Origin of the sequence: Metapseudomonas phytobenefica, assembly GCF_043392685.1 — a bacterium.
GTDB lineage: Bacteria > Pseudomonadota > Gammaproteobacteria > Pseudomonadales > Pseudomonadaceae > Metapseudomonas.
Genome location: NZ_JBHZGM010000027.1, coordinates 1 through 25,197, shown reverse-complemented (window position 1 = coordinate 25,197; position 25,197 = coordinate 1). Strand labels below are relative to the sequence as shown.

The 25,197-nt window shown below is 65.0% G+C and carries 20 protein-coding genes and 1 pseudogene; 12 read left to right on the top strand and 9 right to left on the bottom strand.

Annotation, left to right across the window (positions count from 1 at the left end):
* Positions 1 to 48: 48 nt before the first annotated feature.
* The 6 genes from ccoG (at position 49) to hemN (ending at position 6,806) form a co-directional block, all read left to right on the top strand.
* Positions 49 to 1,464 carry a cytochrome c oxidase accessory protein CcoG gene (ccoG, locus tag ACFW0B_RS19520; protein ID WP_449150646.1) on the top strand — a complete coding sequence of 472 codons (1,416 nt, stop codon included), beginning with the start codon at positions 49 to 51 and terminating at the stop codon, positions 1,462 to 1,464.
* Between the two features lie 14 nt (positions 1,465 to 1,478).
* Complete coding sequence (locus tag ACFW0B_RS19515) at positions 1,479 to 1,976, top strand: FixH family protein (RefSeq protein WP_449150645.1); 498 nt, start codon at positions 1,479 to 1,481, stop codon at positions 1,974 to 1,976.
* Between the two features lie 7 nt (positions 1,977 to 1,983).
* A complete protein-coding gene (locus ACFW0B_RS19510; RefSeq protein ID WP_449150644.1) occupies positions 1,984 to 4,383 on the top strand; it encodes a heavy metal translocating P-type ATPase in 2,400 nt (799 codons plus the stop codon).
* A gap of 24 nt (positions 4,384 to 4,407) precedes the next feature.
* Positions 4,408 to 4,629, top strand: coding sequence for a cbb3-type cytochrome oxidase assembly protein CcoS (gene ccoS, locus ACFW0B_RS19505; protein WP_449150643.1), 222 nt, complete (start codon positions 4,408 to 4,410; stop codon positions 4,627 to 4,629).
* Positions 4,622 to 5,341 carry a sulfite exporter TauE/SafE family protein gene (locus ACFW0B_RS19500; protein WP_449150642.1) on the top strand — a complete coding sequence of 240 codons (720 nt, stop codon included), beginning with the start codon at positions 4,622 to 4,624 and terminating at the stop codon, positions 5,339 to 5,341. Before ccoS ends, ACFW0B_RS19500 begins: the two co-directional genes overlap by 8 nt.
* Before the next feature lie 82 nt (positions 5,342 to 5,423).
* Positions 5,424 to 6,806 (top strand): oxygen-independent coproporphyrinogen III oxidase, encoded by a 1,383-nt coding sequence (gene hemN, locus ACFW0B_RS19495; protein WP_449150641.1) that lies wholly within the window; start codon positions 5,424 to 5,426, stop codon positions 6,804 to 6,806.
* Positions 6,807 to 6,813: 7 nt separating this feature from the next.
* On the opposite strand, the gene ACFW0B_RS19490 is transcribed toward hemN, so the two are convergent.
* Positions 6,814 to 7,263 (bottom strand): hypothetical protein, encoded by a 450-nt coding sequence (locus tag ACFW0B_RS19490; protein ID WP_449150640.1) that lies wholly within the window; start codon positions 7,261 to 7,263, stop codon positions 6,814 to 6,816.
* A 147-nt stretch (positions 7,264 to 7,410) separates the two neighbouring features.
* Here ACFW0B_RS19490 and fnr point away from each other — a divergent pair, with 147 nt between their 5' ends.
* On the top strand, positions 7,411 to 8,145 hold the full coding sequence (gene fnr / locus ACFW0B_RS19485) for a fumarate/nitrate reduction transcriptional regulator Fnr (RefSeq protein ID WP_449150639.1): 735 nt from the start codon (positions 7,411 to 7,413) through the stop codon (positions 8,143 to 8,145).
* Between the two features lie 66 nt (positions 8,146 to 8,211).
* Complete coding sequence (locus tag ACFW0B_RS19480; protein ID WP_449150638.1) at positions 8,212 to 8,760, top strand: adenine phosphoribosyltransferase; 549 nt, start codon at positions 8,212 to 8,214, stop codon at positions 8,758 to 8,760.
* A gap of 62 nt (positions 8,761 to 8,822) precedes the next feature.
* Here the strand turns inward: ACFW0B_RS19480 and ACFW0B_RS19475 are convergent, their stop codons facing one another.
* Positions 8,823 to 9,524 (bottom strand): DUF6901 family protein, encoded by a 702-nt coding sequence (locus ACFW0B_RS19475; RefSeq protein WP_449150637.1) that lies wholly within the window; start codon positions 9,522 to 9,524, stop codon positions 8,823 to 8,825.
* A 182-nt stretch (positions 9,525 to 9,706) separates the two neighbouring features.
* Between ACFW0B_RS19475 and ACFW0B_RS19470 the strand changes: the two genes are divergently transcribed.
* The 4 genes from ACFW0B_RS19470 to ACFW0B_RS19455 are packed head-to-tail and all read left to right on the top strand — an operon-like array spanning position 9,707 to position 18,594.
* Complete coding sequence (locus ACFW0B_RS19470; RefSeq protein ID WP_449150636.1) at positions 9,707 to 10,966, top strand: ATP-binding protein; 1,260 nt, start codon at positions 9,707 to 9,709, stop codon at positions 10,964 to 10,966.
* On the top strand, positions 10,963 to 12,309 hold the full coding sequence (locus tag ACFW0B_RS19465; protein ID WP_449150635.1) for an HD domain-containing phosphohydrolase: 1,347 nt from the start codon (positions 10,963 to 10,965) through the stop codon (positions 12,307 to 12,309). Before ACFW0B_RS19470 ends, ACFW0B_RS19465 begins: the two co-directional genes overlap by 4 nt.
* A complete protein-coding gene (locus ACFW0B_RS19460) occupies positions 12,306 to 12,842 on the top strand; it encodes a response regulator (RefSeq protein WP_449150634.1) in 537 nt (178 codons plus the stop codon). Before ACFW0B_RS19465 ends, ACFW0B_RS19460 begins: the two co-directional genes overlap by 4 nt.
* Before the next feature lie 46 nt (positions 12,843 to 12,888).
* Positions 12,889 to 18,594: an EAL domain-containing protein gene (locus tag ACFW0B_RS19455; protein ID WP_449150633.1), complete on the top strand. Its 5,706-nt coding sequence runs from the start codon at positions 12,889 to 12,891 to the stop codon at positions 18,592 to 18,594.
* Here the strand turns inward: ACFW0B_RS19455 and ACFW0B_RS19450 are convergent.
* The 7 genes and pseudogenes from ACFW0B_RS19450 to ACFW0B_RS19420 all read right to left on the bottom strand — a co-directional run.
* The gene (locus ACFW0B_RS19450) at positions 18,479 to 19,384 is read right to left on the bottom strand and encodes a DUF6396 domain-containing protein (protein ID WP_449150632.1); all 906 of its coding nucleotides are present in this window, start codon (positions 19,382 to 19,384) and stop codon (positions 18,479 to 18,481) included. The two genes, ACFW0B_RS19455 and ACFW0B_RS19450, sit on opposite strands and share 116 nt — an antisense overlap.
* Complete coding sequence (locus ACFW0B_RS19445; RefSeq protein ID WP_449150631.1) at positions 19,381 to 20,520, bottom strand: hypothetical protein; 1,140 nt, start codon at positions 20,518 to 20,520, stop codon at positions 19,381 to 19,383. Before ACFW0B_RS19445 ends, ACFW0B_RS19450 begins: the two co-directional genes overlap by 4 nt.
* The gene (locus ACFW0B_RS19440) at positions 20,517 to 21,650 is read right to left on the bottom strand and encodes a T6SS immunity protein Tli4 family protein (RefSeq protein WP_449150630.1); all 1,134 of its coding nucleotides are present in this window, start codon (positions 21,648 to 21,650) and stop codon (positions 20,517 to 20,519) included. The genes ACFW0B_RS19445 and ACFW0B_RS19440 overlap by 4 nt, the downstream gene beginning before the upstream one ends.
* On the bottom strand, positions 21,647 to 22,462 hold the full coding sequence (locus ACFW0B_RS19435) for a hypothetical protein (RefSeq protein ID WP_449150629.1): 816 nt from the start codon (positions 22,460 to 22,462) through the stop codon (positions 21,647 to 21,649). The genes ACFW0B_RS19440 and ACFW0B_RS19435 overlap by 4 nt, the downstream gene beginning before the upstream one ends.
* Positions 22,459 to 23,598 (bottom strand): T6SS immunity protein Tli4 family protein, encoded by a 1,140-nt coding sequence (locus ACFW0B_RS19430; RefSeq protein ID WP_449150628.1) that lies wholly within the window; start codon positions 23,596 to 23,598, stop codon positions 22,459 to 22,461. Before ACFW0B_RS19430 ends, ACFW0B_RS19435 begins: the two co-directional genes overlap by 4 nt.
* A complete protein-coding gene (locus tag ACFW0B_RS19425) occupies positions 23,595 to 24,731 on the bottom strand; it encodes a T6SS immunity protein Tli4 family protein (RefSeq protein WP_449150627.1) in 1,137 nt (378 codons plus the stop codon). The genes ACFW0B_RS19430 and ACFW0B_RS19425 overlap by 4 nt, the downstream gene beginning before the upstream one ends.
* Positions 24,728 to 25,197 (bottom strand): annotated as a pseudogene (locus tag ACFW0B_RS19420) (phospholipase); the annotation flags it as partial. The pseudogene ACFW0B_RS19420 and the gene ACFW0B_RS19425, both read right to left, overlap by 4 nt.

Genomic DNA, 25,197 nt, shown 5'->3' with positions numbered 1-25,197 from the left:
CGGCACCGTACTGGTCAGAGCACCTGAAACCGCCGTGGTATGAGAACGATGAGCGAACAGATTCCCGTCAAGAACGTCACCCCTCCCCCTGCCAAGGGCGGTGCATCCACCGACCTGTACGCCAGCCGCGAAAAAATCTACACCCGAGCCTTCACCGGCCTGTTCCGCAACCTGCGGATGACCGGCGGCGCCTTCCTCTTCCTGCTTTATTTCGGCACCGTCTGGCTCAACTGGAGCGATCGCCAGGCCGTCTGGTGGAACCTCCCCGAGCGCAAGTTCTACATCTTCGGCGCTACCTTCTGGCCCCAGGATTTCGTCCTGCTCTCCTGGCTGCTGATCATCTGCGCCTTCGGCCTGTTCTTCATCACCGTATTCGCTGGTCGCGTCTGGTGCGGCTACACCTGCCCGCAGAGCGTCTGGACCTGGATCTTCATGTGGTGCGAAAAAGTCACCGAGGGTGACCGCAACCAGCGCATGAAACTCGACAAGGCCCCCATGAGCGGCCAGAAGATCCTGCGCAAGTCCGCCAAGCATGGCCTCTGGCTGCTGATCGGCTTCGCCACCGGCATGACCTTCGTCGGCTATTTCACCCCGATCCGCGAGCTGGTCATCGATTTCTTCACCGGCAACGCCAGTGGCTGGGCCTACTTCTGGGTCGGTTTCTTCACCCTGGCGACCTACGGCAACGCCGGCTGGCTGCGCGAGCAGGTGTGCATCTACATGTGCCCCTATGCCCGCTTCCAGAGCGTGATGTTCGACAAGGACACCCTGATCGTCTCCTACGACCCGCGCCGCGGCGAGTCCCGCGGTCCGCGCAAGAAAGGCGTCGACTACAAGGCCCAGGGCCTCGGCGACTGCATCGACTGCACCATGTGCGTCCAGGTCTGCCCCACCGGCATCGACATCCGTGACGGCCTGCAGATCGAATGCATCGGTTGCGCCGCCTGCATCGACGCCTGCGACAGCATCATGGAGAAAATGAACTATCCGAAGGGCCTGATCAGCTACACCACCGAGCACAACCTCAACGGCCAGACAACCCAACTGCTGCGCCCGCGCCTGATCGGTTACGCTATCGCCCTCGTCGCCATGATCAGCCTCTTCGCTTACGCCGTGGCCAGCCGCTCCCTGGTGGAACTGGACGTGATCAAGGACCGCGTGCTGTTCCGCGAAAACGAGCAGGGCCGGATCGAGAACGTCTACACCCTGAAAATCATGAACAAGTCCCAGGCGGACCAGACCTTCGTCATCGACGCCGAAGGCCTCGACGGCCTGGTCTACGAAGGCAAGCGCGAAGTGCGCGCCGACGCTGGCGAAGTGCTTTCGGTACCGGTGGAGCTATCCATCGAGCCGGACCAGCTGCCATCCAGCACCAACAAGATCCTCTTCCGTGTCCACAGCGCGGATGACCCAAGCATCACGACCGACGCTGACAGCCGCTTCATCGGCCCCAGCGTCCGCTAGCAAACGGAAGCCCCATGCAGTCCGAAACTCCCAGCCGCTGGTACAAGCAACCCTGGCCCTGGTTCATCCTCGGCATCCTCGGCACCTCCGTGGTGCTGGGCACCACCATGCTGGTGATTGCCAGCAGGAACCCGCCGAGCCTGGTGGCCGACAACTATTACGAAGTCGGCAAGGGCATCAACACCTCGCTGGAGCGCGAGAACCTGGCCAAACAGCTCGGCATGCAGGCCAGCCTGCAGGTGAATGAGGCCAATGGCGAAATCGACCTGGAACTGGTGGGTGAGAGCCGCCCGCAACAACTGGTGCTGAGCCTGCTCTCCCCCACCCAGCCGGAGAAGGACCGCCGCATCGTCCTCCAGCCCCAGGCCGACGGCCGTTACCGTGGTCACCTGCAGGACTCCGTCAGCGGTCGTCGCTTCGTCGAGCTGATCGGCCAGGAACAGGGCCAGGACTGGCGCCTGTTCGAGGAAGAAACCCTGGATCAGGGCAGTGTCATCCGCCTCGGCGAATAAGCGCCCGATGACGGCACCACTCTCCTGTTACCACTGCGGTCTGCCGGTTCCCGCCGGCAGCCATTTCGAGGCCCGCGTGCTGGGTGAGACGCGGGCCATGTGCTGTCCGGGGTGCCAGGCAGTGGCCGAGGCCATAGTCGAGGGCGGCCTGGAGAACTACTACCGCCACCGCAGCGACACCGCCCCCAACCCCGACGCCCTGCCCCGCGAACTGCCCGACGAGCTGGCGCTCTACGACCGCGCCGAAGTCCAGCAGCCGTTCGTCCAGCATCAGGGCGAACTGAGCGAAACCTGCCTGTTGATCGAAGGCATCAGCTGCGCCGCCTGCGGCTGGCTGATCGAGAAACACCTGAAAACCCTGCCGGGGGTTGCCGAAGCCAGCCTCAACCTGTCCAACCATCGCCTGCAGGTGCGCTGGTCCGACAGCCAGATTCCGCTGAGCCAGTTGCTCAAGGAGCTGCGCAAGATCGGTTACGCCGGCCATCCCTACAAGGCGGATGAAGCCGCCGAGCGCCTGGGCAGCGAGAACCGCCGCGCCATGCGCCAGCTCGGCGTCGCCGGCCTGCTCTGGATGCAGGTGATGATGGCTGCCATGGCCACCTGGCCGGAGTTCAACATCGACCTGTCACCCGAGCTGGATACCATCCTGCGCTGGGTCAGCCTGTTCCTCACCACCCCCATAGTCTTCTACTGCTGCGGGCAGTTCTTCCGGGGCGCCCTGCGCGACCTGCGTACCCGCCACCTGACCATGGACGTTTCCGTCTCCCTGGCCATCGGCGGCGCCTACGTCGCTGGTATCTGGTCCACGGTCACCGGCGTGGGCGAACTGTATTTCGACGCCGTGGGCATGTTCGCCCTGTTCCTCCTGGCGGGCCGCTACCTGGAACGTCGCGCCCGCGAACGCACCGCCGCGGCCACTGCACAACTGGTCAACCTGCTGCCCGCGTCCTGCCTGCGCCTGGACACCAAGGGGAACAGCGAACGCATCCTGCTCAGCGAGCTGAAAATCGGCGACCGCGTCCTGATACCGCCGGGCTCGTTGCTGCCGGCAGACGGGACGATCCTCTCCGGCCAGTCCAGCGTCGACGAATCGCTGCTGACCGGCGAATACCTGCCCCACGCTCGCGGCGAAGGCGATGCCGTCACCGCCGGCACCCTCAACGTCGAAGGGCCGCTGACCATAAAAGTCCAGGCCCTGGGCGACGATACCCGCCTTTCCGCCATCGTCCGCCTGCTGGAGCGTGCCCAGGCGGACAAGCCGCGCCTGGCAGAAGTGGCGGACAAGGTGGCCCAGTGGTTCCTCCTGCTCGTCCTCGGCGCAGCCGCCATCGTCGGCATCCTCTGGTGGCAGATCGACCCTGACCGTGCCTTCTGGGTCGTACTGTCGCTGCTGGTCGCCACCTGCCCCTGTGCCCTGGCCCTGGCCACGCCCACTGCCCTGACCACAGCGACCGGCAGCCTGCACAAGCTCGGCCTGCTGCTCACCCGCGGCCATGTGCTGGAGGGGCTGAACCAGATCGACACGGTGATCTTCGACAAGACCGGCACCCTCACCGAAGGCCGCCTGACCCTGAGCGCCATCCATCCCCTGGGCGCCTTGGATCGCGATACCTGCCTGGGACTGGCCGCAGCCCTCGAGAACCGCTCGGAACACCCTATCGCCCGTGCCTTCGGCCGAGCACCGCAAGCTGCCGATCGGGTGGAAAGCGTGCCTGGCCGCGGGCTGGAAGGTCGTGTTGGCGAACGACACCTGCGCATCGGCCAGCCCGGCTTCGTTGCCGAGCTTTGCGGCAAGACGGCACCGGAAATCCCCGGCGACCAGGGTCAATGGCTGCTTCTGGGCGATGAACAGGGACCACTGGCCTGGTTCGTCCTCGATGACCGCCTGCGCGAAGACGCCCCTGCGCTGCTCGACGCCTGCCGCGAGCAGGGCTGGAAGCTCCTGCTGCTATCCGGCGACAGCTCGCCCATGGTCGCCGGTATCGCTCGTCAACTCGGTATCGACGACGCCCGCGGCGGCCTCACTCCGGATGCCAAGCTGGAAGTGCTCCGCCAACTCCACCAGAAGGGCCACAAGGTCCTGATGCTGGGAGACGGGGTCAACGACGTACCAGTACTGGCCGGCGCCGATATCAGCGTCGCCATGGGTAGCGCGACCGACCTGGCCAAGACCAGCGCCGACGCCGTGTTGCTGTCGAATCGACTGGAAAGCCTGGCGCAGGCGTTCTCCCTGGCCCGCCGGACCCGGCGCATCATCATCGAGAACCTGACCTGGGCGACCCTGTACAATGGTCTGGTGCTGCCTTTTGCCGCCCTGGGCTGGATCACCCCGCTCTGGGCGGCGTTCGGCATGTCGGTCAGCTCGCTGCTGGTGGTGCTCAACGCCCTGCGCCTGGCCCGCACCTGATCCCCCTATCAATCGGAGTCCCTGATGCCAGCGCTTTACGTACTGATTCCGGTCGCCATCGGCCTGGTCGGTTTCGCCATCTGGCTGTTCTTCTGGGCCGTGGACAGCGGCCAGTACGACGACCTGGACAGCCCGGCCCACAGCATTCTCTTCGACGACGAAGATCCCAAGCACCAGGCCGGCATAGCCGAAGCCGAGGGCAGGGACGAGGACAAGACGGACGAGCAGGACAAGCCCCGTGGCTGAACTCGCTCCCCTGCTGCTCTCCGCGCTCATCCTCGGCCTGCTTGGCGGCGGCCACTGCCTGGGCATGTGCGGCGGCCTGATGGGCGCCCTCACCCTGGCCATCCCGCCTGAACAGCGCGCCCGCCGCCTGCGCCTGCTGCTGGCCTACAACCTCGGCCGCATCCTCAGCTACGCCATCGCCGGCCTGCTCATCGGCCTCGCCGGCTGGGCCATCGCCAGCAGCCCGGCCGCCATGGCCCTGCGGGTGGTGGCAGCCCTGCTGCTGATCTGCATGGGCCTCTACCTGGCCGGCTGGTGGAGCGGCCTGACCCGCATCGAAGCCCTTGGCCGTGGCCTCTGGCGCCACATCCAGCCGGTGGCGCGCAAGCTGCTGCCAGTGTCCACCCTGCCCCGCGCGCTGCTACTGGGCGGACTCTGGGGCTGGCTGCCTTGCGGCCTGGTCTACAGCACCCTGCTCTGGTCCGCCAGCCAGGGGTCGGCGACGGACAGCGCGCTGCTGATGCTGGCCTTCGGTATCGGTACGCTGCCGGTCCTGATCGCCACCGGCCTGGCCGCAGAACGCCTGACCGCGCTGCTGCGCAAACGCGGCGTGCGAATCGCCGGCGGCCTGCTGGTTATCCTCTTCGGCCTGTGGACCCTGCCCGGCCCGCACCAGAGCTGGTTGATGGGACACGGCAGCACTGCCAGCAGCGGGCACCAGCACAGCCATTGAATGCTCTTGATGCAAATCAAGACAGCCCTGACGGGGGCCCCATAGACTCCCTGGCACTCACAGCCAAACCGGGGACCCCCGCATGCTAGACAACATTCGCTGGGACACCGGCCTGATCCGCCGCTACGACACCCCAGGCCCCCGCTATACCTCCTATCCCACCGCAGTGCAGTTCAATGACAAGGTCACGTCCTTCGACCTGCTCCATGCCCTGCGTGAAAGCCGCAAGGCGCGTCGCCCGCTGTCCCTCTATGTGCATATGCCGTTCTGCGCGAACATCTGCTACTACTGCGCCTGCAACAAGGTCATCACCAAGGACCGTGGCCGTGCCCTGCCCTACCTGGAGCGCCTGGAACGGGAAGTCGAGCTGATCGCCTGCCATCTCGACCCGCAGCAGAAGGTCGAACAGCTGCACTTCGGCGGCGGCACTCCGACCTTCCTCAGCCACGACGAACTGCGCCGGCTGATGACGCACCTGCGCAAGCACTTCAACCTGCTGGACGACGACTCCGGTGACTACGGCATAGAGATCGACCCACGGGAGGCCGACTGGTCCACCATGGGCCTGCTTCGCGATCTGGGCTTCAATCGCGTCAGCCTAGGCGTGCAGGACCTCGACCCGGCCGTGCAGCGCGCCGTCAACCGCATGCAGAGCCTCGAAGAGACCCGCGCCATCGTCGAAGCCGCACGCACCCTGCAATACCGTTCATTGAACATCGACCTGATCTACGGCCTGCCCAAGCAGACCCCGGACAGTTTCGCCCGCACCGTTGACGAGGTGATCGCCCTGCAGCCGGACCGGCTCTCGGTATTCAACTACGCCCACCTGCCAGAGCGCTTCCTGCCGCAGCGGAGGATTCGCAGCGAGGACCTGCCCAGTCCCGGGCAGAAGCTGGAAATGCTCCAGCGCAGCATCGAGCAGTTGAGCGCCGCAGGTTATCGCTACATCGGCATGGACCACTTCGCCCTGCCGGACGACGAACTGGCCATCGCCCAGGAAGACGGCCGCCTGCAGCGCAATTTCCAGGGCTACACCACCCACGGCCATTGCGACCTGATCGGCCTGGGGGTATCCGCCATCAGCCAGATCGGCGACCTCTACTGCCAGAACACGGTGCAGCTCAATGACTACCAGAGCGCCCTGGAACAGAACCTGCTGGCCACCAGCCGGGGGCTGATCTGTGAAGAGGATGACCGCATCCGGCGCGCAGTCATCCAGCAACTGATCTGCGAGTTCGAACTGGATTTCAGCACTATCGAATCCCGCTTCAACATCGAATTCAGAGGCTATTTCGACGAAATCTGGCCGCAACTCCAACAAATGCACCGGGATCGTCTGATCGCCCTCAGCGACGAGCGGATAGACGTCCTTCCCACCGGCCGCCTGCTGGTACGTTCGCTGTGCATGCTGTTCGACAGCTACCTCGCGGAGCAGAACCAGCAGCGATTCTCCCGCGTCATCTGAACCCGCCTCAGGCGGCGAGCAACTGGTTGAGTTCCACGGCCTGCTCGTCGCTGAGGCCGGATTCGCGAACCAGCTTGGCCAGATTGAGATTGGCGCAGCTCAAGGCGCTCTGCAGAGACACGAGCTGATTGCGCAGGCCCTCCATGCGCTGGCTGCGAGTCTCGTCATCGAGGCTCCGGTCGCTCGCGATGGCTTCCAGCTCCGCTCGGCGCTCCGCAATCTGCGCCTTGAGCTCGCGGATCATCTTCAGCAGCTCCTTGATGCCGTCCGGCAGGCTGCTTTTCTCGATGTCGTCATTCTTCTGAGCCCTGCCGGGCTTACCCAGGTCCGACAGGCTGACACGTATGCCCTGGCGCACGGCACCGGTGTCTACCGGTTCACCTTCCCGGCGTGCGACCTGTCGCCGCACCGCGTCGGCCACGCCGGCAATCATGCTGTTGGTATCCACCCGCAACATAGGCTGCTCCTTGCCCGAATTTCGCCTCGGATATCGGCCTGTACCGGCCATACTTGAGCACTAAGTCGAACAGGCTTTCTCTGGCTGTTACATACACCCTGCGTTAACCTTACGGGCATTGTGTGTTTGTCCAGCAAGGAACTGCCCATGTCCGAGATCATCAAGGTGCGCAACGTACCCCAAGCCCACTGCAAGGACTGCAGTCTTGCCGCCCTTTGCCTTCCTCTGTCGCTGAACATGGAGGACATGGACGCGCTGGACGAAATCGTCAAACGCGGCCGCCCGCTGAAGAAGGGCGAACTCCTGTTCCGTCAGGGGGATGCCTTCGGCTCCGTCTTCGCCGTGCGCTCCGGCGCCCTCAAGACCTTCACCGTCACCGACACCGGCGAAGAACAGATCACCGGCTTCCACCTGCCCAGCGAGCTGGTGGGCCTGTCCGGCATGGATACCGAGCTCTACCCGGTTTCCGCCCAAGCCCTGGAAACCACCTCGGTATGCGAAATTCCCTTCGAGCGCCTCGATGAGCTTTCGGTCCAGCTGCCGCAGCTGCGCCGCCAGCTGATGCGCGTGATGAGCCGTGAAATCCGCGACGACCAGCAGATGATGCTGCTCCTGTCCAAGAAGACCGCCGACGAGCGCATCGCCACCTTCCTGGTCAACCTCTCGGCACGCTTCCGTGCCCGTGGCTTCTCCGCCAACCAGTTCCGCCTGGCCATGTCGCGCAACGAAATCGGCAACTATCTGGGCCTGGCAGTGGAAACCGTTTCCCGTGTGTTCACCCGGTTCCAGCAGGCCAATCTGATCGCAGCCGAAGGCAAGGAAGTGCACATCCTCGACCCCATCGAACTCTGCGCCATGGCTGGCGGCAGCATCGACAGCTGATCCTCGCGAACCCGCCGCCCCGGCGGGCTCGCCCGTTCCACCCGCCCTTTTTCTCAGACACCAGCGATGATCTTCGACGACTTCTCCATCAAGACACTGATCCGCCCGGTCCCGGATTTTCCCAAGCCCGGCGTGGTATTCCGCGACATCACTCCGCTGTTCCAGTCGCCCCGTGCCCTGCGCCTGGTGGCCGACAGCTTCATCCAGCGTTACGTCGAGGCCGACTTCAGCCACATCGGCGCCATGGACGCCCGCGGATTCCTGATCGGCTCGATCATCGCCTACGAACTCAACAAGCCCCTGGTGCTGTTCCGCAAGCAGGGCAAGCTGCCGGCCGAGGTGCTCTCCGAACCCTACCAGACCGAGTACGGCGAAGCCTTCCTCGAAGTGCACAGCGACAGCCTGTGCGACGGCGACAAGGTGCTGATCTTCGATGACCTGATCGCCACCGGCGGCACCCTGCTGGCCGCGACCCGCCTGGTCCGCCGCATGGGCGCCAGCGTGTACGAAGCCGCTGCCATCATCGACCTGCCCGAACTGGGCGGCTCCGAGCGCCTGGCCGACGCCGGCATCCCCACCTTCGCCCTCACCGCCTTCGCCCTCGACGAGCGTTGACCGGCGCGCGGGTCCGTACAGGCGGGCCCGCCCCGACCGCAGCAAGGCCCCTGCACCTGGTTTCACCCCTCCTCGAAATACTCCGCGAAGAACCCGTCCAGCTCACCCTCGTAGCTGTCCAGCGAATACAGGGTGTCGGCTGCAAGCAGGTCCAGCAGAATCAGCCCGTTGAGGCTGGAATCCTCTTCAGCGGCGGCACGCAGGCGGCCGGCAATTCCCAGGTTGACCAGGCGCAGGTTGCGGTACAGCTCACGTAGCCCGTCCATGTCCCAGTCAGGTTCCAGGCCACGCTGGCGGCGCAGATGCTGGCCCAGCAGGTAAGTGCCCAGCGAGCGATACAGGGTTTCAGCCGAAGTGCTGAACGGCCAGTGGAACCAGGCCATCGCCCGCAGCATCCGCGTATGGGGACAACCGCTGGTGGCCCCGAGCAGACCGAGCAGCGACCCCAGGGCCCTCTGCAGGGTGGTCTTCTGGCGGATTTCCCGGTCCCGCCAGAACACCGCCACCTGCACTTGCTCATAGGATGGCGAGCGCGCCAGCACCTCCACCGGCCGCGCCAGCGCCAGCGCAAAGGGGCAATCCCGTACCTGTGCGGCATTCAGCGGGCAATGGCTGCACTGCTGAAAGTCCAGCCGCGCCCACTCCGGTCCGTTCTCCACGCGCCCCCCCGCCCCGGCCAGATCCACCTCATGGACCCAGAGGCGGTCATCCGGAAAGCGGAACTCGTAGCGCACCCGTGCGTCAGCCCTTGACTCCAGTCCCATGGTCTACCCTTGCTTTCCTGTTGAAGGGATATTTCGACGCCGTCCTACACAAGTCTCGACCGGATTCGGACGCCTGAAATCTGTCATACACTTCGTACAACAAAGTAGGACACGAACCGGATTTCAACACCTGCCAACCGTTCCACAGCAAAAAAGCGGGCGACATCATGGAAAGCAGCCCTTTGGATCTTACTGGAGCCCTGGTTGAACAGATCGAGGTGGGGGTCATCGTCCTCGACCCGGGTCTGCGCATCCTTTACTGGAATGAATTCGTCAGCCAGCGCAGCGGCAAGGCCCTCGGCCCTGCCGTAGGCCAGCTGCTGACCCACGTTTTCCCGGAAGCGGATACACCTCGACTCGCCCGGATGGTGGCCAAGGCGCGCGATCAGGGCCAGCATGCTTACACCCACTGGCGCGAAGACCCGTACCTGATCCAGCTGCCCTACAGCCCCGAAGGCCAGGTAACGCCGCTGCGCCTGCAGAGCACCCTGCTCTTTCCTTTCGACAGCGGGGATGAACGCTGCTTCGGCCTGCTGCTCTACGACACCACCGAGTTCGCTCGCGCCGACGGGCAACTGTCGGCAGCCCTCAACGCCCTGGGCGACAAGCAGCTGGAGCAGGAGCAGCTGATCCACAAGCTGGAAAAGGCCAATGCCCAGCTGCAGCAATCGGAAAAGCTCGCCGCCATCGGCCAACTCGCCGCCGGCGTCGCCCACGAGATCAACAACCCCATCGGTTACGTCTTCTCCAACCTCAAGACCCTCAGCGGCTACGTCAACGACCTGCTGCGCATCGTCGACGCGGTGGATGGCGTCGGCAGCCTGGAAGAACTGCAGCAGCTCAAGCGCAGCCTGGAATACGACTACATCCGCAACGACGTCGAAGCCCTGATCCACGAGTCCGAAGACGGCATCGAGCGGGTCAAGAAGATCATCACCGCCCTCAAGGACTTCTCCCACATCGAGGAAGAGGATTTCCACGCCGCCGACCTGCACAAGGGCCTGGACAGCACCCTCAACCTGGTCAACAACGAACTCAAGTACAAGGCCGAAGTGGTGCGCGAGTACGGTGACCTGCCACTGGTGGAATGCATCCCTTCGCAGATCAACCAGGTGCTGATGAACCTGCTGATCAACGCCGCCCATGCCATCGAGAGCTTCGGCCGCATCACCGTGCGCAGCGGCCATCAGGACGACTGGATCTGGCTGGAGGTGGAAGACAACGGCAAGGGCATCGACCCGAACATCATCAACCGCATCTACGAACCCTTCTTCACCACCAAGCCGGTCGGCAAAGGCACGGGGCTCGGACTCGCGCTCTCCTACAACATCGTGCAGAAGCACAACGGGCGCATCGAGGTCGTCAGCCATCCCGGCCAGGGCACCCGCTTCCGTGTCTGGCTGCCGCAACACCAACCCCAGGCCAGCGGGGTGAAGGCATGAGCGAAGCCCAGCGCCGCCCCACCCTGCTGCTGGTGGACGACGAAGAGCACATCCTCAGCGCCCTGCGCCGCGTCCTGCATGGCGAACCCTACGAACTGCTCACTGCCAGCGGCGGCAATGAGGCCCTCGCCGTACTGGCGGCGAATGACGTCGACCTGGTGGTATCCGACGCGTGCATGCCCGGCCTCGACGGCCCCGCCCTGCTGGCCGAAGTGCAGCAGCGCTGGCCGGGCACCCTGCGCCTGTTGCTCACCGGCGCCACTGACCTGAAGACCAGCATCCGCGCCATCAACCAGGGGCAGATCTACCGCTACCTGGGCAAACCCTGGAATGACGACGAGCTGCGCTTCACCCTGCGCCAGGCCCTGGCCCACCAGCATGCCGAACGCGAGCACCAGCGCCTGGAACGCCTCACCCTGGAACAGAATCTGCGCCTGCAGGAACTCAACGCCAGCCTGGAGCATCGGGTCCGCGACCGCACCGCCGAGCTGCAGCAGACCGCCGACATGCTCGACCTGGCCTACGACGAGTTGCGACGCAGCTATGTAACCGCCACGGAAGTCTTTTCCTCCCTGCTCACCCAGCGCCTGCCGGGCGACAAGCAAGGCAACGCCCAGGTCATCGCCCTGGTGCGTGCCTTCGCCGACGAACACCAGTTGGCGGAGACGGAAAGCCGCGACCTGGCCATGGCCGCCGCGCTCTACAACCTCGGCAAGCTGACCTGGGACGACCACCTGCTCAACCGCCCCAGCGACCTGTTGTACCGCGAGGAGCGCGAACGCTACTGCCGCTATCCGCTGCAAGGGGAAAGCCTGCTGATGGCCCTGGAGCCCCTGCACGACGCCGGGCGGCTGATCCGCCACCATCAGGAACGCTGGAACGGCACCGGTTTCCCCGACCAGTTGCACGGCGAGGCCATTCCCTTCGGTGCGCGCCTGCTCAAGCTGGCGGTAGACTTCGTCGAGCTGCAATGCGGCCTGGTGCTGCAACGCCCGCTGCCGCGCGAGGAAGCGCTGCAATACCTCGTCCGCTATGCCGGGCGCCTGTATGACCCGGCGCTGTGCAAGCGCTTCATCGACCTGTGCAGCCGTTGCGCACCGGACCTTCTCGAAACCGCCTCCGGCATCCTCGCGGTGGACACCCGTCGCCTGGAACCGGGCATGGTCCTGGCCCGCAACCTCCAGGCCGACAGCGGCATGCTCCTGCTCAACGCCGGCAAACAGCTCAGCCGTACCCTGATCGACAAGCTGATCGCCTTCGAAGCCAGCGAAGGCGCACGCTACACCCTTCACGTCCGCCAGCCCGAGGTTGACGCGAACCCGGCCAAGGAGCAGTCCCGATGATCAAGATCCAGCTGGTGGACGACGAGCCCCACATCCTCAGCGCCCTGCAACGCCTCCTGCGGCCACAGGGCTGGGTCCTGCACCCCTTCGACAACCCCGAAACGGCGCTGTCGGCACTGGCCGCGCACCAGTACGCCGTCATCGTCTGCGACCTCAAAATGCCGCAACTGGACGGCCTGACCTACCTGCAGTTCGCCCGCCAACGCCAGCCCGATGCCCTGCGCATGCTGCTCAGCGCCCACGGGGACCGCACCACGCTGATACAGGCGATCAACCGCGCCGAGGTCTATCGCTTCCTGTCCAAACCCTGGGAGAACTACGAAGTCGAGAGCGCCCTGCAAGCCGCCGTCGACCTCTACCAGTTGCGCAACGAAAACCGCCGCCTGCTGGAGCTGGTGCGCGGCCAGCAGCACAGCCTCGACCGCCATCGCCGGGAACTGCTGCGCCTGGAGACCGAGCACCCGGGGCTGACCCGCGTGCGCCGCGACGCCGACGGCGCCGTGCTGCTGGAGGGCGATGACCTGGATGACTAACCACCGTCAGCCAGGACAGTCCCAGCCAACGGAACGGCACGACACCATGGCCAAGCACAATCGCGAAATCTGCTACCAGGCCTACCTGCATTGCCTGGCCTTCGCCCTCATGGCGCTGGGCGTCATCAGCCTGGGCACCTTCCTGATCAACGCCGGCCCGGCACGCCATGAGCTGATGCTGCTGCCCGACAGCGCCCTGATCACCCAGTTCGCCGGCCTCGCACTGTTGGGCGCCACCCGCGGCCTGCGCCGCATCTCGCTGCTGGCGGGCATGGCGCTGATCGCCCTGGCCGGTTACAGCCTCGCGCACAACGTGCTGGCCGGCGGCAGCGACCAGGGCCACTCGCTGGTCAGCGGCTACTTTCGTATTCGCAGCGAGCTGGCCATAGTCGCCTGCCTGTTCGGTCTGGCCATGGTCCTGGCGGTCACGCGCCAGGGCGGGAGCTGGCTCAGCCAGGTCTGCGGCCTCACCCTGCTCGGCCTGGCCCTGCTCTCACAACTCTCCCTGCTGGCCGCCGACCATGGTCTTCCGCGCTTCACCTTCCGACCGGAATCCGGGCTCGTCGCCAATCTGTTCATCGCCCTGCTCGGTGCCGCGGTGCTGATGCTCTGTGCGCTGCCCGAAGAACCCGGGCGCCTGCCCGATCGGCGCAGCATGGCCACCGGCGTGACCGGCGCACTGGCCACCTGCATCGGCTGGTACCTGCTCAGCCTGAACGAAGTCGCCAGCCTCGACGCCTACAGCCACCAACTGCTGCTGCGCGCCCACTCGTCCATCGAAAACACCGTCACCGGGCGCCGGCAACTGGTCCAGCGCATGGCCGAACGCTGGCAGAGCCTGCACGGCATGCCGCCGGAAAGCCTCTGGCTACAGGAGGTCGACAGCTACCTGCGCGACTTCCCCAACCTCAACCTGATCGCCGTGCTGGACACCGACCTCGAGCCGGTCCGCCAGCGCGCCCGCAGTCGCCAGGCCGACCGCTGGCTGGAGCGTTTCCTGTCCCAGGCGGAGCTGCGCGACTGGCTGCAGCAGGTTCGCCAGGGCAGCGAGGCGCGAATGAGCCCGGCGCAGAGCTTCAGCGTCGACAACATCGGCACCCTGGTGGCCACGCCGCTGCGCGTCGACGGGCAAGGCAGCATGCTGCTGGTGGCCAGCCTGGATATCCGCGCCACCCTGGACCGTCAGCTCGGCCGGGACCTGGACGGCTTCATCCTGGAAGTCTTCGAAGGGCCGAAGCGCATTTATCAGTCCGGCAGCGGCATCGAAGGGCACAGCCGCTTCCCGATGGGTGAGCAACGCAGCGAACTCGGCCCTGAAGGGCGCTGGCAGATGCGCACCTACCAGGCGCTGCCGGGCCGAGACAACGCCTCCGTCTACCTGCCACCGCTGTTCATGCTCTTCGGGCTCGGCTTCACCTTCCTGCTGATGGTCAGCCAGAGCTTCTCGCGCCTGGCCATCGAGCGCAGCAGGCGACTGTACGAAAGCAACCTCGAACTGGAGCAGAGCCTGCAGCACCAGGCCCGGCTGCAGACACAGAACCAGAGGATCATGGATCACTCCATGGACGTACTCTGCTCCGTCGACGCGGACGAGCGCTTCATCCAGGTCAGCCCCTCCTGCCACAGCGTGCTCGGCTATCGCCCCGACGAACTGATCGGCCGAGCCTATACCGACTTCGTCCTGGCCGAAGACCGCGACCGCACCCGCACCGAGTTCCAGGCGATCATCCGCGGCGAGTCCTGGGACGCGGTGCGCAACCGCTGCAAGCGCAAGGACGGCAGCGTGGTGCACCTGCTCTGGTCTGCCAGTTGGTCGGCAAGCGAACGCACCCTGTTCGCCGTGGCCCACGACATCACCAGCCTGGTACGCCACGAAGCCTACGCCGAGGACCAGCGCGACATCCTCAGCATGATTTCCACCGACCAGCCGCTGGCGGAAATCCTCAAGGCCATCTGCCTGATGAGTGAAACCCTGGACCCGACCGCCCTGTGCTCGGTGCTACTGGTGGATGGCGAGCACAAGCGCCTGCGCCTGGGTGCGGCACCGAGCCTCCCGGACACTTACAACCAGGCGCTGGACGGCCTGCCCATCGGCCCCCTGGCGGGTGCCTGCGGCACTGCCGCGTTCCGCCGGCAGATGGTGGTCAGTGAAGACATCAGCGAAGACCCGCTCTGGCATGAGCACCGCGAACAGGCCCTGCGCCACGGCCTGCTCGCCTGCTGGGCGATCCCGCTGATCTCCCACCACGGCGACGTGCTCGGCACCTTCGCCGTCTACCTGCGCCAGCCCTGCGCCCCGGATGACGAGTCCCTGCAACTGATCGGCACCGCCGGACAGCTGGCGGCCATCGCCATCGAGCGCCAGCACGACCGCCTGCGCCTGCAGGAGAGCGAACAGCGCTACCGCTCCCTGTTCATCTTCAACCCCGACACGGTGTTTTCCCTGGACCGCGAAGGGCGCTTCCTCAGCCTCAACCAGGCCGGCTGCGAGCTCATCGACTACAGCGCCACCGAACTGCTCGGCCAGCCCTTCTCCAACCTGATGCAGGCGGAAGACGTCGAGCATGGCCTCCAGCACTTCCGCGCCGCCCTCGACGGCCAGGCGCAACGCTTCGAAGTGCGCTGCCGCAACCGCGCCGGCGGGCAGCTGGAACTGGACATCACCCACCTGCCCATCGTCGTCGAAGGCCGGATCGTCGGCGTGTTCGGCATCGCCAAGGACATCGGCGGACGCAACCGCATGACCCGCGAGTTGCAGGACGCCCTGACCCAGTCCGAACGCAAGGCCCTGCTGCTGCGCGGCCTCAGCGATACCGCGCTGCGCATCGGCGGCATCCTCGATACCCGCGCGCTGCTGGACTTCATGTGCGAGCAGCTGCGCCTGCTGGTGGAAGCGCACCTGTCGCTGCTCGACCTGACCGACGACCAGGGCCTGGAAGCCTTCTCCCTTTCCAGCAAGTACCAGGCCTGGCGGACGCCGCAGTTGCCCGCCGAAGGCCTTGCACTCTACGCCCGCGCCTGTGCCGGGAATCAACCGGTCCTGCTGAGCCGCGCAGAGCTGGACGCCAGCGGCGACGAGGACACCGGCCAGCTGCCGCTGCAGGGCTGGCTGGCAGTGCCGCTGATCGACCACGGCGGACGCCACCTGGGCCTGATCCAGCTGTCCGACAAGTTCGACGGCGACTTCAACCAGGATGACCTGGCCATCGCCCAGCAGTTCGCCCAGATGGCAGTGGCGGCGCTGGAGAACATTCGCCTGGTGCAGCAGGTGCTCTCCGGCGAACAGCGCCTGCAGGAACAGCTGGACTTCACCTCCGCCATTACCGACAGCGTCGGCGAAGGCCTGCTGGCGGTGGATCGGCAAGGCCGGTTGAACTTCGTCAACCCGGCCGCCGCCGAACTGCTCGGCCAGGGCGTCGAAAACCTGCTCGGCCAGCCCCTGGCGGCGCACCTGCCGCTGGACCTCTACAGTCCGGCCACCATCAACCGCCACGGCGAGGTCAGCCTGGACGGCGAACGGCATATCGCCTACGACTGTGCGCCGCTGCTGCACGCACAGACCCTCGGCGGCTGGGTCATCGCCTTCCGCGACATCAGCCGCGCCAAGGAATCGGAGAAGAAGCTGCGCATCCTCCAGCGCAGCATCGAGGCCAGCTACAACGGCGCGATGATCTGCGACGCCACCACCGACGACTTGCCGGTGATCTACGTCAACCCGGCCTTCGAGCGCATCACCGGCTACAGCGCCGCCGAGGCCATGGGCCGCAACAGCCGCTTCCTCCAGGGTACGGACCGGGAACAGGCGGGCATCGCCGAAATCCGCCACGCGCTGGCGGAGAAGCGCGAAGTCCACGTGGTGCTGCGCAACTTCCGCAAGGACGGCACGCCCTTCTGGAACGACCTCTACATCGCCCCGGTGCCCAACGAGCACGGCGAGATCACCCACTTCATCGGTGTGCAGAACGACATTTCCGAGCAGAAGCGGGTGGAGTCCGAACTGGCCTACAACGCCAGCCACGACGTGCTCACCGGCCTGCCCAACCGCTCCCTGCTGGAAGACCGTCTGCGCCAGGGCTGCCAGATCAGCCAGCGCTACCAGCGCAAGCTGGCGGTGATGTTCATCGACCTCGACGGCTTCAAGCCGATCAACGACTCCATGGGCCACGGCATCGGCGACCAGATCCTCGTGGAAGTGGCGCGGCGCCTGACCCAGGAAGTACGCCCCGGCGACACCGTGGCGCGGCTCGGGGGCGACGAATTCATCCTGATCCTGCCGGACCTGGCCCGCGAGGAAGACGTGCTGCAAGTCGCCGAGCGCGTCATCGACTGCATCGCGCGCCCCTATCCCATCGCCGGCAGCGAACTGCACATCACCGCCAGCCTGGGCATCGCCATGAGCGAGCAGGGCATGCAGCAACCCATGCAGCTGATCCAGCAGGCGGACCTGGCGATGTACAAGGCCAAGCAGCAAGGGCGCAATTGCTACCAGTGGTACACCACCGACCTGGAGCAGAAGGTCAGCGAGCGCGTGACCCTGCGCAACGAGCTGCAGAAGGCCCTGGAAGCCAACGCCTTCATGCTCTACTACCAGCCGCAGATCGACGGTCGCAACGGCCGCGTCACCGGCTTCGAGGCGCTGCTGCGCTGGCAGCATCCGCTGCTTGGCTTCATCTCGCCGGCACAGTTCGTGCCGGTGGCCGAGGACACCGGACAGATCATCCCGCTCAGCGAATGGGTGCTGGCCACCGCCTGTCGCGCCTGCCGCGAACTGCTCGACCGGGGCATGGCCCGCACCGTGGTGGCGGTGAACATCTCGGCGGTGCACTTCCAGCGCAGCATCTTCGTCGAAAGCGTGCGGCGCATCCTCGAGGAAACCCGGCTACCCGCCGAACTGCTGGAACTGGAGATCACCGAAACCGTGTTGCTGGACAACGCCGAGCGCGCCATCGCCACCCTGCAGGCGCTGAAGGCCCTCGGGGTGCGCCTGTCCATCGACGACTTCGGCACCGGTTTCTCCAGCCTCAACTACTTGAAGCGCCTGCCCATCGACAAGGTGAAGATCGACCGAGCCTTCGTCCAGGAAATCATCAGCGACCGCCACGACGCCGCGATCACCCAGGGCATCATCTCCATGGCCCATCACCTGCGCCTGCGGGTGATCGCCGAAGGGGTGGAAAGCGAGCCCCAGTTCGCCTTCCTGAAGAAGAGCCATTGCGACGAATTCCAGGGCTACTACTTCGCCCGCCCCATGCCTTTCGAGCAGCTGGAGCAGTTCCTTCACGAGCACCACAAGAGCCCGGCGGCCTACATGGACTCCCGCGCCGGTTCCGGAAACACCCAGACCCTGCTGCTGCTGGATGACGAGGAAAACATCCTCCGCGCCCTCACCCGCGTGCTGCGCCGCGACGGCTACCAGATCCTCACCGCCAGCCGCGCCCAGGACGCCTTCGCGCAGCTGGCCAAGCACGACATCCAGGTGATCCTCTCCGACCAGCGCATGCCGGAAATGAACGGCACCGAGTTCCTCAGCCGGGTCAAGGACCTCTACCCCGACACCATCCGCATCGTGCTGTCCGGCTACACCGACCTCAAATCCGTCACCGACGCCATCAACCAGGGCGCCATCTACAAGTTCCTCACCAAACCCTGGGACGACGAACAGCTCCGCGCCGTGATCGCCCAGGCATTTCTCCACCACAGCATGGCCAAGTCCAAGGAAGAGAACGCGGCGCTGGAAGAAGACGGGGAATGAGGAAGTACAACGACGCGGACAGGGTTGACCGCTGTGGCAGTTTGGGGGCGGGATCGTCGACCGCAATGAAGTGCGGCGAGGTCGGCAGCGGCCGCCCGGTGACGGAGTCGAGGTGCCTGGCCTGGGCCAGTTGGCGGATCAGCGCCTCGCCGGGCTTGGGCGGCGGGATATTGGCTTCGCGCTCTTCCAGCCACTGCAGCTTGCCGTCCCAGGGCGGCAACTTGGCCGGGGGTAGCGGGACGATCTCGTTGATCTCGGGGTCCGGAGGCATGAGTGCCGAGTTCCGCTCGGTATCCCAGTACTCGTCGAGCATGTTGTGGCTCATGACGAAGCCAATGGCCCGATCCGACAGTTCGTAGTCCACCAGTACAGTCTTCTGGCGGTGAGTGACCGTGCTGGCCATGGTAGTGATCGAACGCTTGTCGAGCCCCGGATCAAGGCGGTTGAGCCTCAGTTGGTAGGCAATCTCCGCGCGTTCGGAAAGGCTGAAACCACGGCTGACGAACAGCGGGATATGGGCATCCGCCAATCCACTGGCCTTGTCGTCGGCAACCGCATACGTCTTGAACCACTCGCGATCGTAGGCGTACTGCTCATCGCTGGAGGTCTGTCCTGCCCGGTCGGCAAGACCGCCCTTGCCGGGCAAGAAGGGGCGGAGTTCGGCGAGCTCCTCGGGTGCCAAGTGCGGCAGTTCCCGCAGCTCGGTGAAGTGCAGGGTGATGCCCTCTTCGGCGCTGTAGCCCAGGGCGACGCAGCGGGCGGCCTGGCGTTGCAGAATCAGCCGGATCATCGGGGCACGCCCTCGCGGTCGTGCAACGAGCGGGTCAGGGCCTGGATGCGCGGCATCACCGTTTCCGGCGGCGGGGTGTGTTCGGTAAGGTCGTCGACGCCCTTCTCGAAGGTCTGCACCTGGATGGCCAGCATCGGCAGTGAGCTACCCGGCCCGCCGATATGGGCATGGCCGAACCAGGCCCGCTCCTGCTCGCCGCCTTCCGGCGTGGGCGTGAGGTGCCAGCCGGTGAAGGTGGACAGGCGCTTGCCGAAATAGACCTGCTCGATCAGGTTGACCCGCCGCCATTTGCGCCGGTCGAAACCGGGGTAGAAGTCGGTGTCGTAGAGGCCCATGGTCGGCTCGGTGGGGTCGCCGGCGGAGGCGGTGAGCAGGCTGACGATTACGTTGGGCGTGCGGGTGAAGCGCAGGCTGTTGCGCAGTTCGTAGGGGACCTTGCCGTCGTCGGCGATAAAGCCGTAGGGGAAGCAGACGCCCGGTTCCTGCGGCACTTCGTACAGCGCCCGGGTGCGAAAGCGCCGGGCCAGGTCCTGCATATAGGCGGCAGTCCCGGCATCGGGACGGCTGAACACGAAGTAGTAGACCCGCGAGTCCCGCCAGAGCAGCAACCGGAATGGAATCTCCTGACTACCCAAGGCATGAGAATCCGGAATGCCCAGGTCGTGGTCGTAGATCTGGGCCAGGGGGATCTTGGCTTCGGTTTTGCGGATGTCATCCTCAACGCTTTTGATGTCTTCTGGCGTGCTGTAGTTGCCAGCCCGCATGCGCTCGATGCGGTACTTGTCGATTTCGATGGTCTTCCTTAACTCCTCTTGATAACGCTTCCCACGCCCCCGGATGTAGTTCGCAGCGCCGTCGAATTTTTCACGCGTAGTTGGAGCCGTGACGTAAAAAATTGCACGCTGCCCATCCACGCCGTGGCTGCCTCGCTCCCAACGGCCCGCGACCTTGTCGGTAAACCGGTGTCCGCCTCCTTTGGCATCAGAAATGCGCGTGACGCGCTTGTTGCTAAACACCGCCCACTCGATCTCTTCCTGCACATCAAAGGCCACTCGACCCAGGCATTCTTGCCGGGCGGAGCTGGCCTCGGTCAGGGGCACAAACAGCAGAGGTAGCAGCAGGATCAGCCGGATCATCGAGGCACGCCCTCGCGGTAGTGAAACGAACGGGTCAGGGCCTGGATGCGCGGCATCACCGTTTCCGGCGGCGGGGTGTGCTCGGTAAGGTCGTCGATGCCCTTCTCGAAGGTCTGCACCTGGATGGCCAGCATCGGCATGGAGGTGCCCGGCCCGCCGATATAGGCGTGGCCGAACCAGGCCCGCTCCTGCTCGCCGCCTTCCGGCGTGGGCGTGAGGTGCCAGCCGGTGAAAGTGGACAGCCACTTGCCGAAATAGACCTGCTCGATCAGGTTGACCCGCCGCCACTTGCGCCGGTCGAAGCCGGGGGAGTAGTCGGTGTCGTAGAGCCCCATGGTCGGCTCGGTGGGGTCGCCGGCGGAGGCGGTAAGCAGGCTGAGGATCACATTGGGCGTGCGGGTGAAGCGCAGGCTGTTGCGCAGCTCGTAGGCAGTCTTGCCGTCGTCGGCGATAAAGCCGTAGGGGAAGCAGATGCCCGGCTCCTGCGGCACCTCGTACAGCGCCCGGGTGCGAAAGCGCCGGGCCAGGTCCTGCATATAGGCGGCCGTGCCCGGATAGGGCTTGAAGGCGAAGTAGTAGACCCGCGAGTCCCGCCAGAGCAGCAGTTGAAATGGAATGTCTTTGCCACCCAAGGCATAAGCGTCCGGAATGCCCAGGTCGTGGTCGTAGATCTTGGCCAGGGGGATCTTGGCTTCGGTTTTGCGGATGTCTTCCTCAACGCTTTTGATGTCTTCTGGCGTGCTGTAGTTGCCAGCCCGCATGCGCTCGATGCGGTACTTGTCGATCTCGATGGTCTTCCTCAAGTCCTCTTGATAACGCTTCCCACGCCCCCGGATGTAGTTCGCCGCGCTGTCGAACTCCTCGCGCGTGGTAGGAGCGGTAACGTAAAGGACTGCCTCGTGCTCGGTGCCATAACTGCCCCGCTCCCAACGGCCCGCGACCTTGTCGGTAAACCGGTGTCCGCCTCCTTTGGCATCAGAAATGCGCGTGACGCGCTTGTTGCTAAACACCGCCCACTCGATCTCTTCCTGCACATCAAAGGCCACTCGACCCAGACATTCCTGGCGAACGGCAGTGGCTTGGGCCAGGGGGGCGAACAGGAGGGGCAGCAGCAGGATCAGCCGGTTCATGTTGTGGTGTCCTCTGGAGGGCTTGCCTGAGCCACGCGCTGCTGCGGGGAAGCGTCGAGCCTGTTGGCCAGGATGCCGAGGTGAATGCCGGAGTGGTTGCGCTCACCCAGGGTCCAGCGGGTAGGCAACGCGGTGATAAAGCCTTCGATGCCTTTCGGGGGAGCGAAGGTGCGCACCTGTTGCAGGGTGTCCGAGCGCCAGAAAGCATATTCATGGGGCAATGGCCGCAACTGCTGGCCGCCCAGGTTTCGCCTCAGTGCATCCCGATAGGCCCAGGTCGGCCAGACCGAAGTGGGAAAGCCTTTCTCGTAGGGCGGCGGCAACTCCGGGGTCAGCTGAGCCTGCACTGGACTGATGTTCTGGGGGATAAAGTCAAAGGCCTGCTCGTAAGCACGGCTATTGGCCTGGGCCACCCGCTGGATGGCCTCCCAGGTACTGGGCGCCGCCGGCTTGTCCAGCACGCTTTCCAGGGCTCTGGCCGGCTCCACCGGGCCGCGGCGGCTTTGGGCCAGGCCGAAGTGCTTCTTCCACAGATCCACCCGCAGCTGGTGGATGGCCTCGCTCACCGCCTGGGGCTGCTGGCAATCCAGCGCCACCGTCTTGGGGGTGCTGTCGCGGACGATGACGGCCAGCTCCGAGTCGCGCTCGCCCAGCAGGCTATTGCCCCGATGGATCACCCATGGCGTATGAGCCAGCGCGAACCCTTTCTCGCCCGGGACGTCCTGCAAGCGAATGTTGAACGTCGGGCGTGCCGGGAACGTGGGCGGAGCAATCGACAGGGGTAGCACAGGCATCGCCAGCAGCCGGATCATCGGGGCACGCCCTCGCGGTAGTGAAACGAACGGGTCAGGGCCTGGATGCGCGGCATCACCGTTTCCGGCGGCGGGGTGTGCTCGGTGAGGTCGTCGATGCCCTTCTCGAAGGTCTGCACCTGGATGGCCAGCATCGGCATGGAGGTGCCCGGCCCGCCGATATGGGCATGGCCGAACCAGGCCCGCTCCTGCTCGCCGCCTTCCGGGGTGGGCGTGAGGTGCCAGCCGGTGAAAGTGGACAGCCACTTGCCGAAATAGACCTGCTCGATCAGGTTGACCCGCCGCCACTTGCGCCGGTCGAAGCCGGGGTAGAAGTCGGTGTCGTACAGCCCCATGGTCGGTTCGGTGGGGTCGCCGGCGGAGGCGGTGAGCAGGCTGAGGATCACATTGGGCGTGCGGGTGAAGCGCAGGCTGTTGCGCAGTTCGTAAGCAGTCTTGCCGTCGTCGGCGATAAAGCCATAGGGGAAGCAGATGCCCGGCTCCTGCGGCACCTCATACAGCGCCCGGGTGCGGAAGCGTCGGGCCAGGTCCTGCATATAGACGGCAGTCCCGGCATCGGGGCGGCTGAACACGAAGTAGTAGACCCGCGAGTCCCGCCAGAGCAGCAACCGGAATGGAATCTCCTGACTACCCAAGGCATGAGAATCCGGAATGCCCAGGTCGTGGTCGTAGATCTGGGCCAGGGGAATATCGGCTTCGACTTCGCGAATCTCTTCCTCAACGCTTTTGATATCTTCTGGCGTGCTGTAATTGCCGGCCTGCATGCGTTGGATGCGGTATTTCTTAATCTCGATCTTTTTCCTCAACTCCTCCTGATAAAGCGTTCCTCGCCCCCGGATATAGTTCGCAGCGCCGTCAAATTTTTCACGGGTGGTTGGAGCCGTGACGTAGAAAATTGCACGCTGCCCATCCACGCCATGAGTGCCCCGCTCCCAACGGCCCGCGACCTTGTCGGTGAAACGGTGCCCCCCGCCTCTCGCATCGGCAAGGCGCGTAACGCGCTGGTTGCTAAACACCGCCCACTCGATCTCTTCCTGCACATCAAAGGCCACTCGACCCAGGCATTCTTGCCGGGCGGAGCTGGCCTCGGTCAGGGGCACAAACAGCAGAGGCAGCAGCAGGATCAGCCGGTTCATCGGGGCACGCCCTCGCGGTAGTGCAACGAACGGGTCAGGGCCTGGATGCGCGGCATCACCGTTTCCGGCGGCGGGGTGTGCTCGGTTAGGTCGTCGATGCCCTTCTCGAAGGTCTGCACCTGGATGGCCAGCATCGGCAGTGAGCTACCCGGCCCGCCGATATGGGCATGGCCGAACCAGGCCCGTTCCTGCTCGCCGCCTTCCGGCGTGGGCGTGAGGTGCCAGCCGGTGAAGGTGGACAGCCACTTGCCGAAATAGACCTGCTCGATCAGGTTGACCCGCCGCCATTTGCGCCGGTCGAAACCGGGGTAGAAGTCGGTGTCGTACAGCCCCTTGGTCGGCTCGGTGGGATTGCCAGTGGAGGCGGTGAGCAGGCTGACGATCACGTTGGGCGTGCGGGTGAAACGCAGACTGAACCGCAGGTCGAAGGGGACCTTGCCGTCGTCGGCGATAAAGCCATAGGGGAAGCAGATGCCCGGCTCCTGCGGCACCTCATACAGCGCCCGGGTGCGGAAGCGTCGGGCCAGGTCCTGCATATAGACGGCAGTCCCGGCATCGGGGCGGCTGAACACGAAGTAGTAGACCCGCGAGTCCCGCCACAGCAGCAGTCGAAATGGAATCTCCTTACTACCCAAAGCATGAGAGTCCGGAATGCCCAGGTCGTGGTCGTAGATCTGGGCCAGGGGAATATCGGCTTCGACTTCGCGAATCTCTTCCTCAACGCTTTTGATATCTTCTGGCGTGCTGTAATTGCCGGCCTGCATGCGTTGGATGCGGTATTTCTTAATCTCGATCTTTTTCCTCAACTCCTCCTGATAAAGCGTTCCTCGCCCCCGGATATAGTTCGCAGCGCCGTCAAATTTTTCACGGGTGGTTGGAGCCGTGACGTAGACAATGGCGTTGTGATCAGTGCCGTAACTCAACCGCTCCCAACGGCCCGCGACTTTGTCGGTAAAGCGGTGCCCCCCGCCTCTCGCATCAGCAATGCGCGTAACACGCTTGTTACTAAACACCGCCCACTCGATCTCTTCCTGCACGTCAAAGGCCACCCGGCCCAGGCATTCCTGGCGAGATGAGCCGGCTTCGACCAGCGGGGCGAACAAGAGGGGTAGCAGCAGGATCAGCCGGATCATGTGGTGGTGTCCTCTGGAGTGCTTGCCTGAGCCACGCGCCGCTGTGGGGAAGCGTCGAGCCGGTTGGCCAGGATGCCGAGATGAATGCCGGAGTGGTTGCGCTCGCCCAGGGTCCAGCGAGTAGGCAGTGCGGTGATAAAGCCCTCGATACCTTTTGGGGGATCGAAAGTGCGCACCTTTTGCAGGGTGTCCGAGCGCCAGAAGGCATATTCATGGGGCAATGGCCGTAACTGCTGGCCGCCCAAGCTCCGGTCCCCTGCCTTCCGATAGGCCCAGGTCGGCCAGACCGAGGCGGGAAAGCCGTCCTTGTATTCCGGCGGCAACGCCGGGGTTAGTTGCGTCTGCACCGGGCTGATGCTCTGGGGAATGAAGTCAAAAACCCGCTCGTAGGCGTCGGCGTTGGCCTGGGCCACCCGCTGGATGGCTTCCCAGGTGCTGGGCGCCGCCGGCTTGTCCAGCACGCTTT

What these genes read in the sequence shown, in the direction of transcription:
- ccoG (WP_449150646.1), top strand. Translation starts at nt 49, where the DNA reads ATGAGCGAACAGATTCCCGTCAAGAACGTCACCCCTCCCCCTGCCAAG.
- ACFW0B_RS19515 (WP_449150645.1), top strand. Translation starts at nt 1,479, where the DNA reads ATGCAGTCCGAAACTCCCAGCCGCTGGTACAAGCAACCCTGGCCCTGG.
- ACFW0B_RS19510 (WP_449150644.1), top strand. Translation starts at nt 1,984, where the DNA reads ATGACGGCACCACTCTCCTGTTACCACTGCGGTCTGCCGGTTCCCGCC.
- ccoS (WP_449150643.1), top strand. Translation starts at nt 4,408, where the DNA reads ATGCCAGCGCTTTACGTACTGATTCCGGTCGCCATCGGCCTGGTCGGT.
- hemN (WP_449150641.1), top strand. Translation starts at nt 5,424, where the DNA reads ATGCTAGACAACATTCGCTGGGACACCGGCCTGATCCGCCGCTACGAC.
- ACFW0B_RS19490 (WP_449150640.1), bottom strand. Translation starts at nt 7,263, where the DNA reads ATGTTGCGGGTGGATACCAACAGCATGATTGCCGGCGTGGCCGACGCG.
- fnr (WP_449150639.1), top strand. Translation starts at nt 7,411, where the DNA reads ATGTCCGAGATCATCAAGGTGCGCAACGTACCCCAAGCCCACTGCAAG.
- ACFW0B_RS19480 (WP_449150638.1), top strand. Translation starts at nt 8,212, where the DNA reads ATGATCTTCGACGACTTCTCCATCAAGACACTGATCCGCCCGGTCCCG.
- ACFW0B_RS19475 (WP_449150637.1), bottom strand. Translation starts at nt 9,524, where the DNA reads ATGGGACTGGAGTCAAGGGCTGACGCACGGGTGCGCTACGAGTTCCGC.
- ACFW0B_RS19465 (WP_449150635.1), top strand. Translation starts at nt 10,963, where the DNA reads ATGAGCGAAGCCCAGCGCCGCCCCACCCTGCTGCTGGTGGACGACGAA.
- ACFW0B_RS19460 (WP_449150634.1), top strand. Translation starts at nt 12,306, where the DNA reads ATGATCAAGATCCAGCTGGTGGACGACGAGCCCCACATCCTCAGCGCC.
- ACFW0B_RS19455 (WP_449150633.1), top strand. Translation starts at nt 12,889, where the DNA reads ATGGCCAAGCACAATCGCGAAATCTGCTACCAGGCCTACCTGCATTGC.
- ACFW0B_RS19450 (WP_449150632.1), bottom strand. Translation starts at nt 19,384, where the DNA reads ATGATCCGGCTGATTCTGCAACGCCAGGCCGCCCGCTGCGTCGCCCTG.
- ACFW0B_RS19445 (WP_449150631.1), bottom strand. Translation starts at nt 20,520, where the DNA reads ATGATCCGGCTGATCCTGCTGCTACCTCTGCTGTTTGTGCCCCTGACC.
- ACFW0B_RS19440 (WP_449150630.1), bottom strand. Translation starts at nt 21,650, where the DNA reads ATGAACCGGCTGATCCTGCTGCTGCCCCTCCTGTTCGCCCCCCTGGCC.
- ACFW0B_RS19435 (WP_449150629.1), bottom strand. Translation starts at nt 22,462, where the DNA reads ATGATCCGGCTGCTGGCGATGCCTGTGCTACCCCTGTCGATTGCTCCG.
- ACFW0B_RS19430 (WP_449150628.1), bottom strand. Translation starts at nt 23,598, where the DNA reads ATGAACCGGCTGATCCTGCTGCTGCCTCTGCTGTTTGTGCCCCTGACC.
- ACFW0B_RS19425 (WP_449150627.1), bottom strand. Translation starts at nt 24,731, where the DNA reads ATGATCCGGCTGATCCTGCTGCTACCCCTCTTGTTCGCCCCGCTGGTC.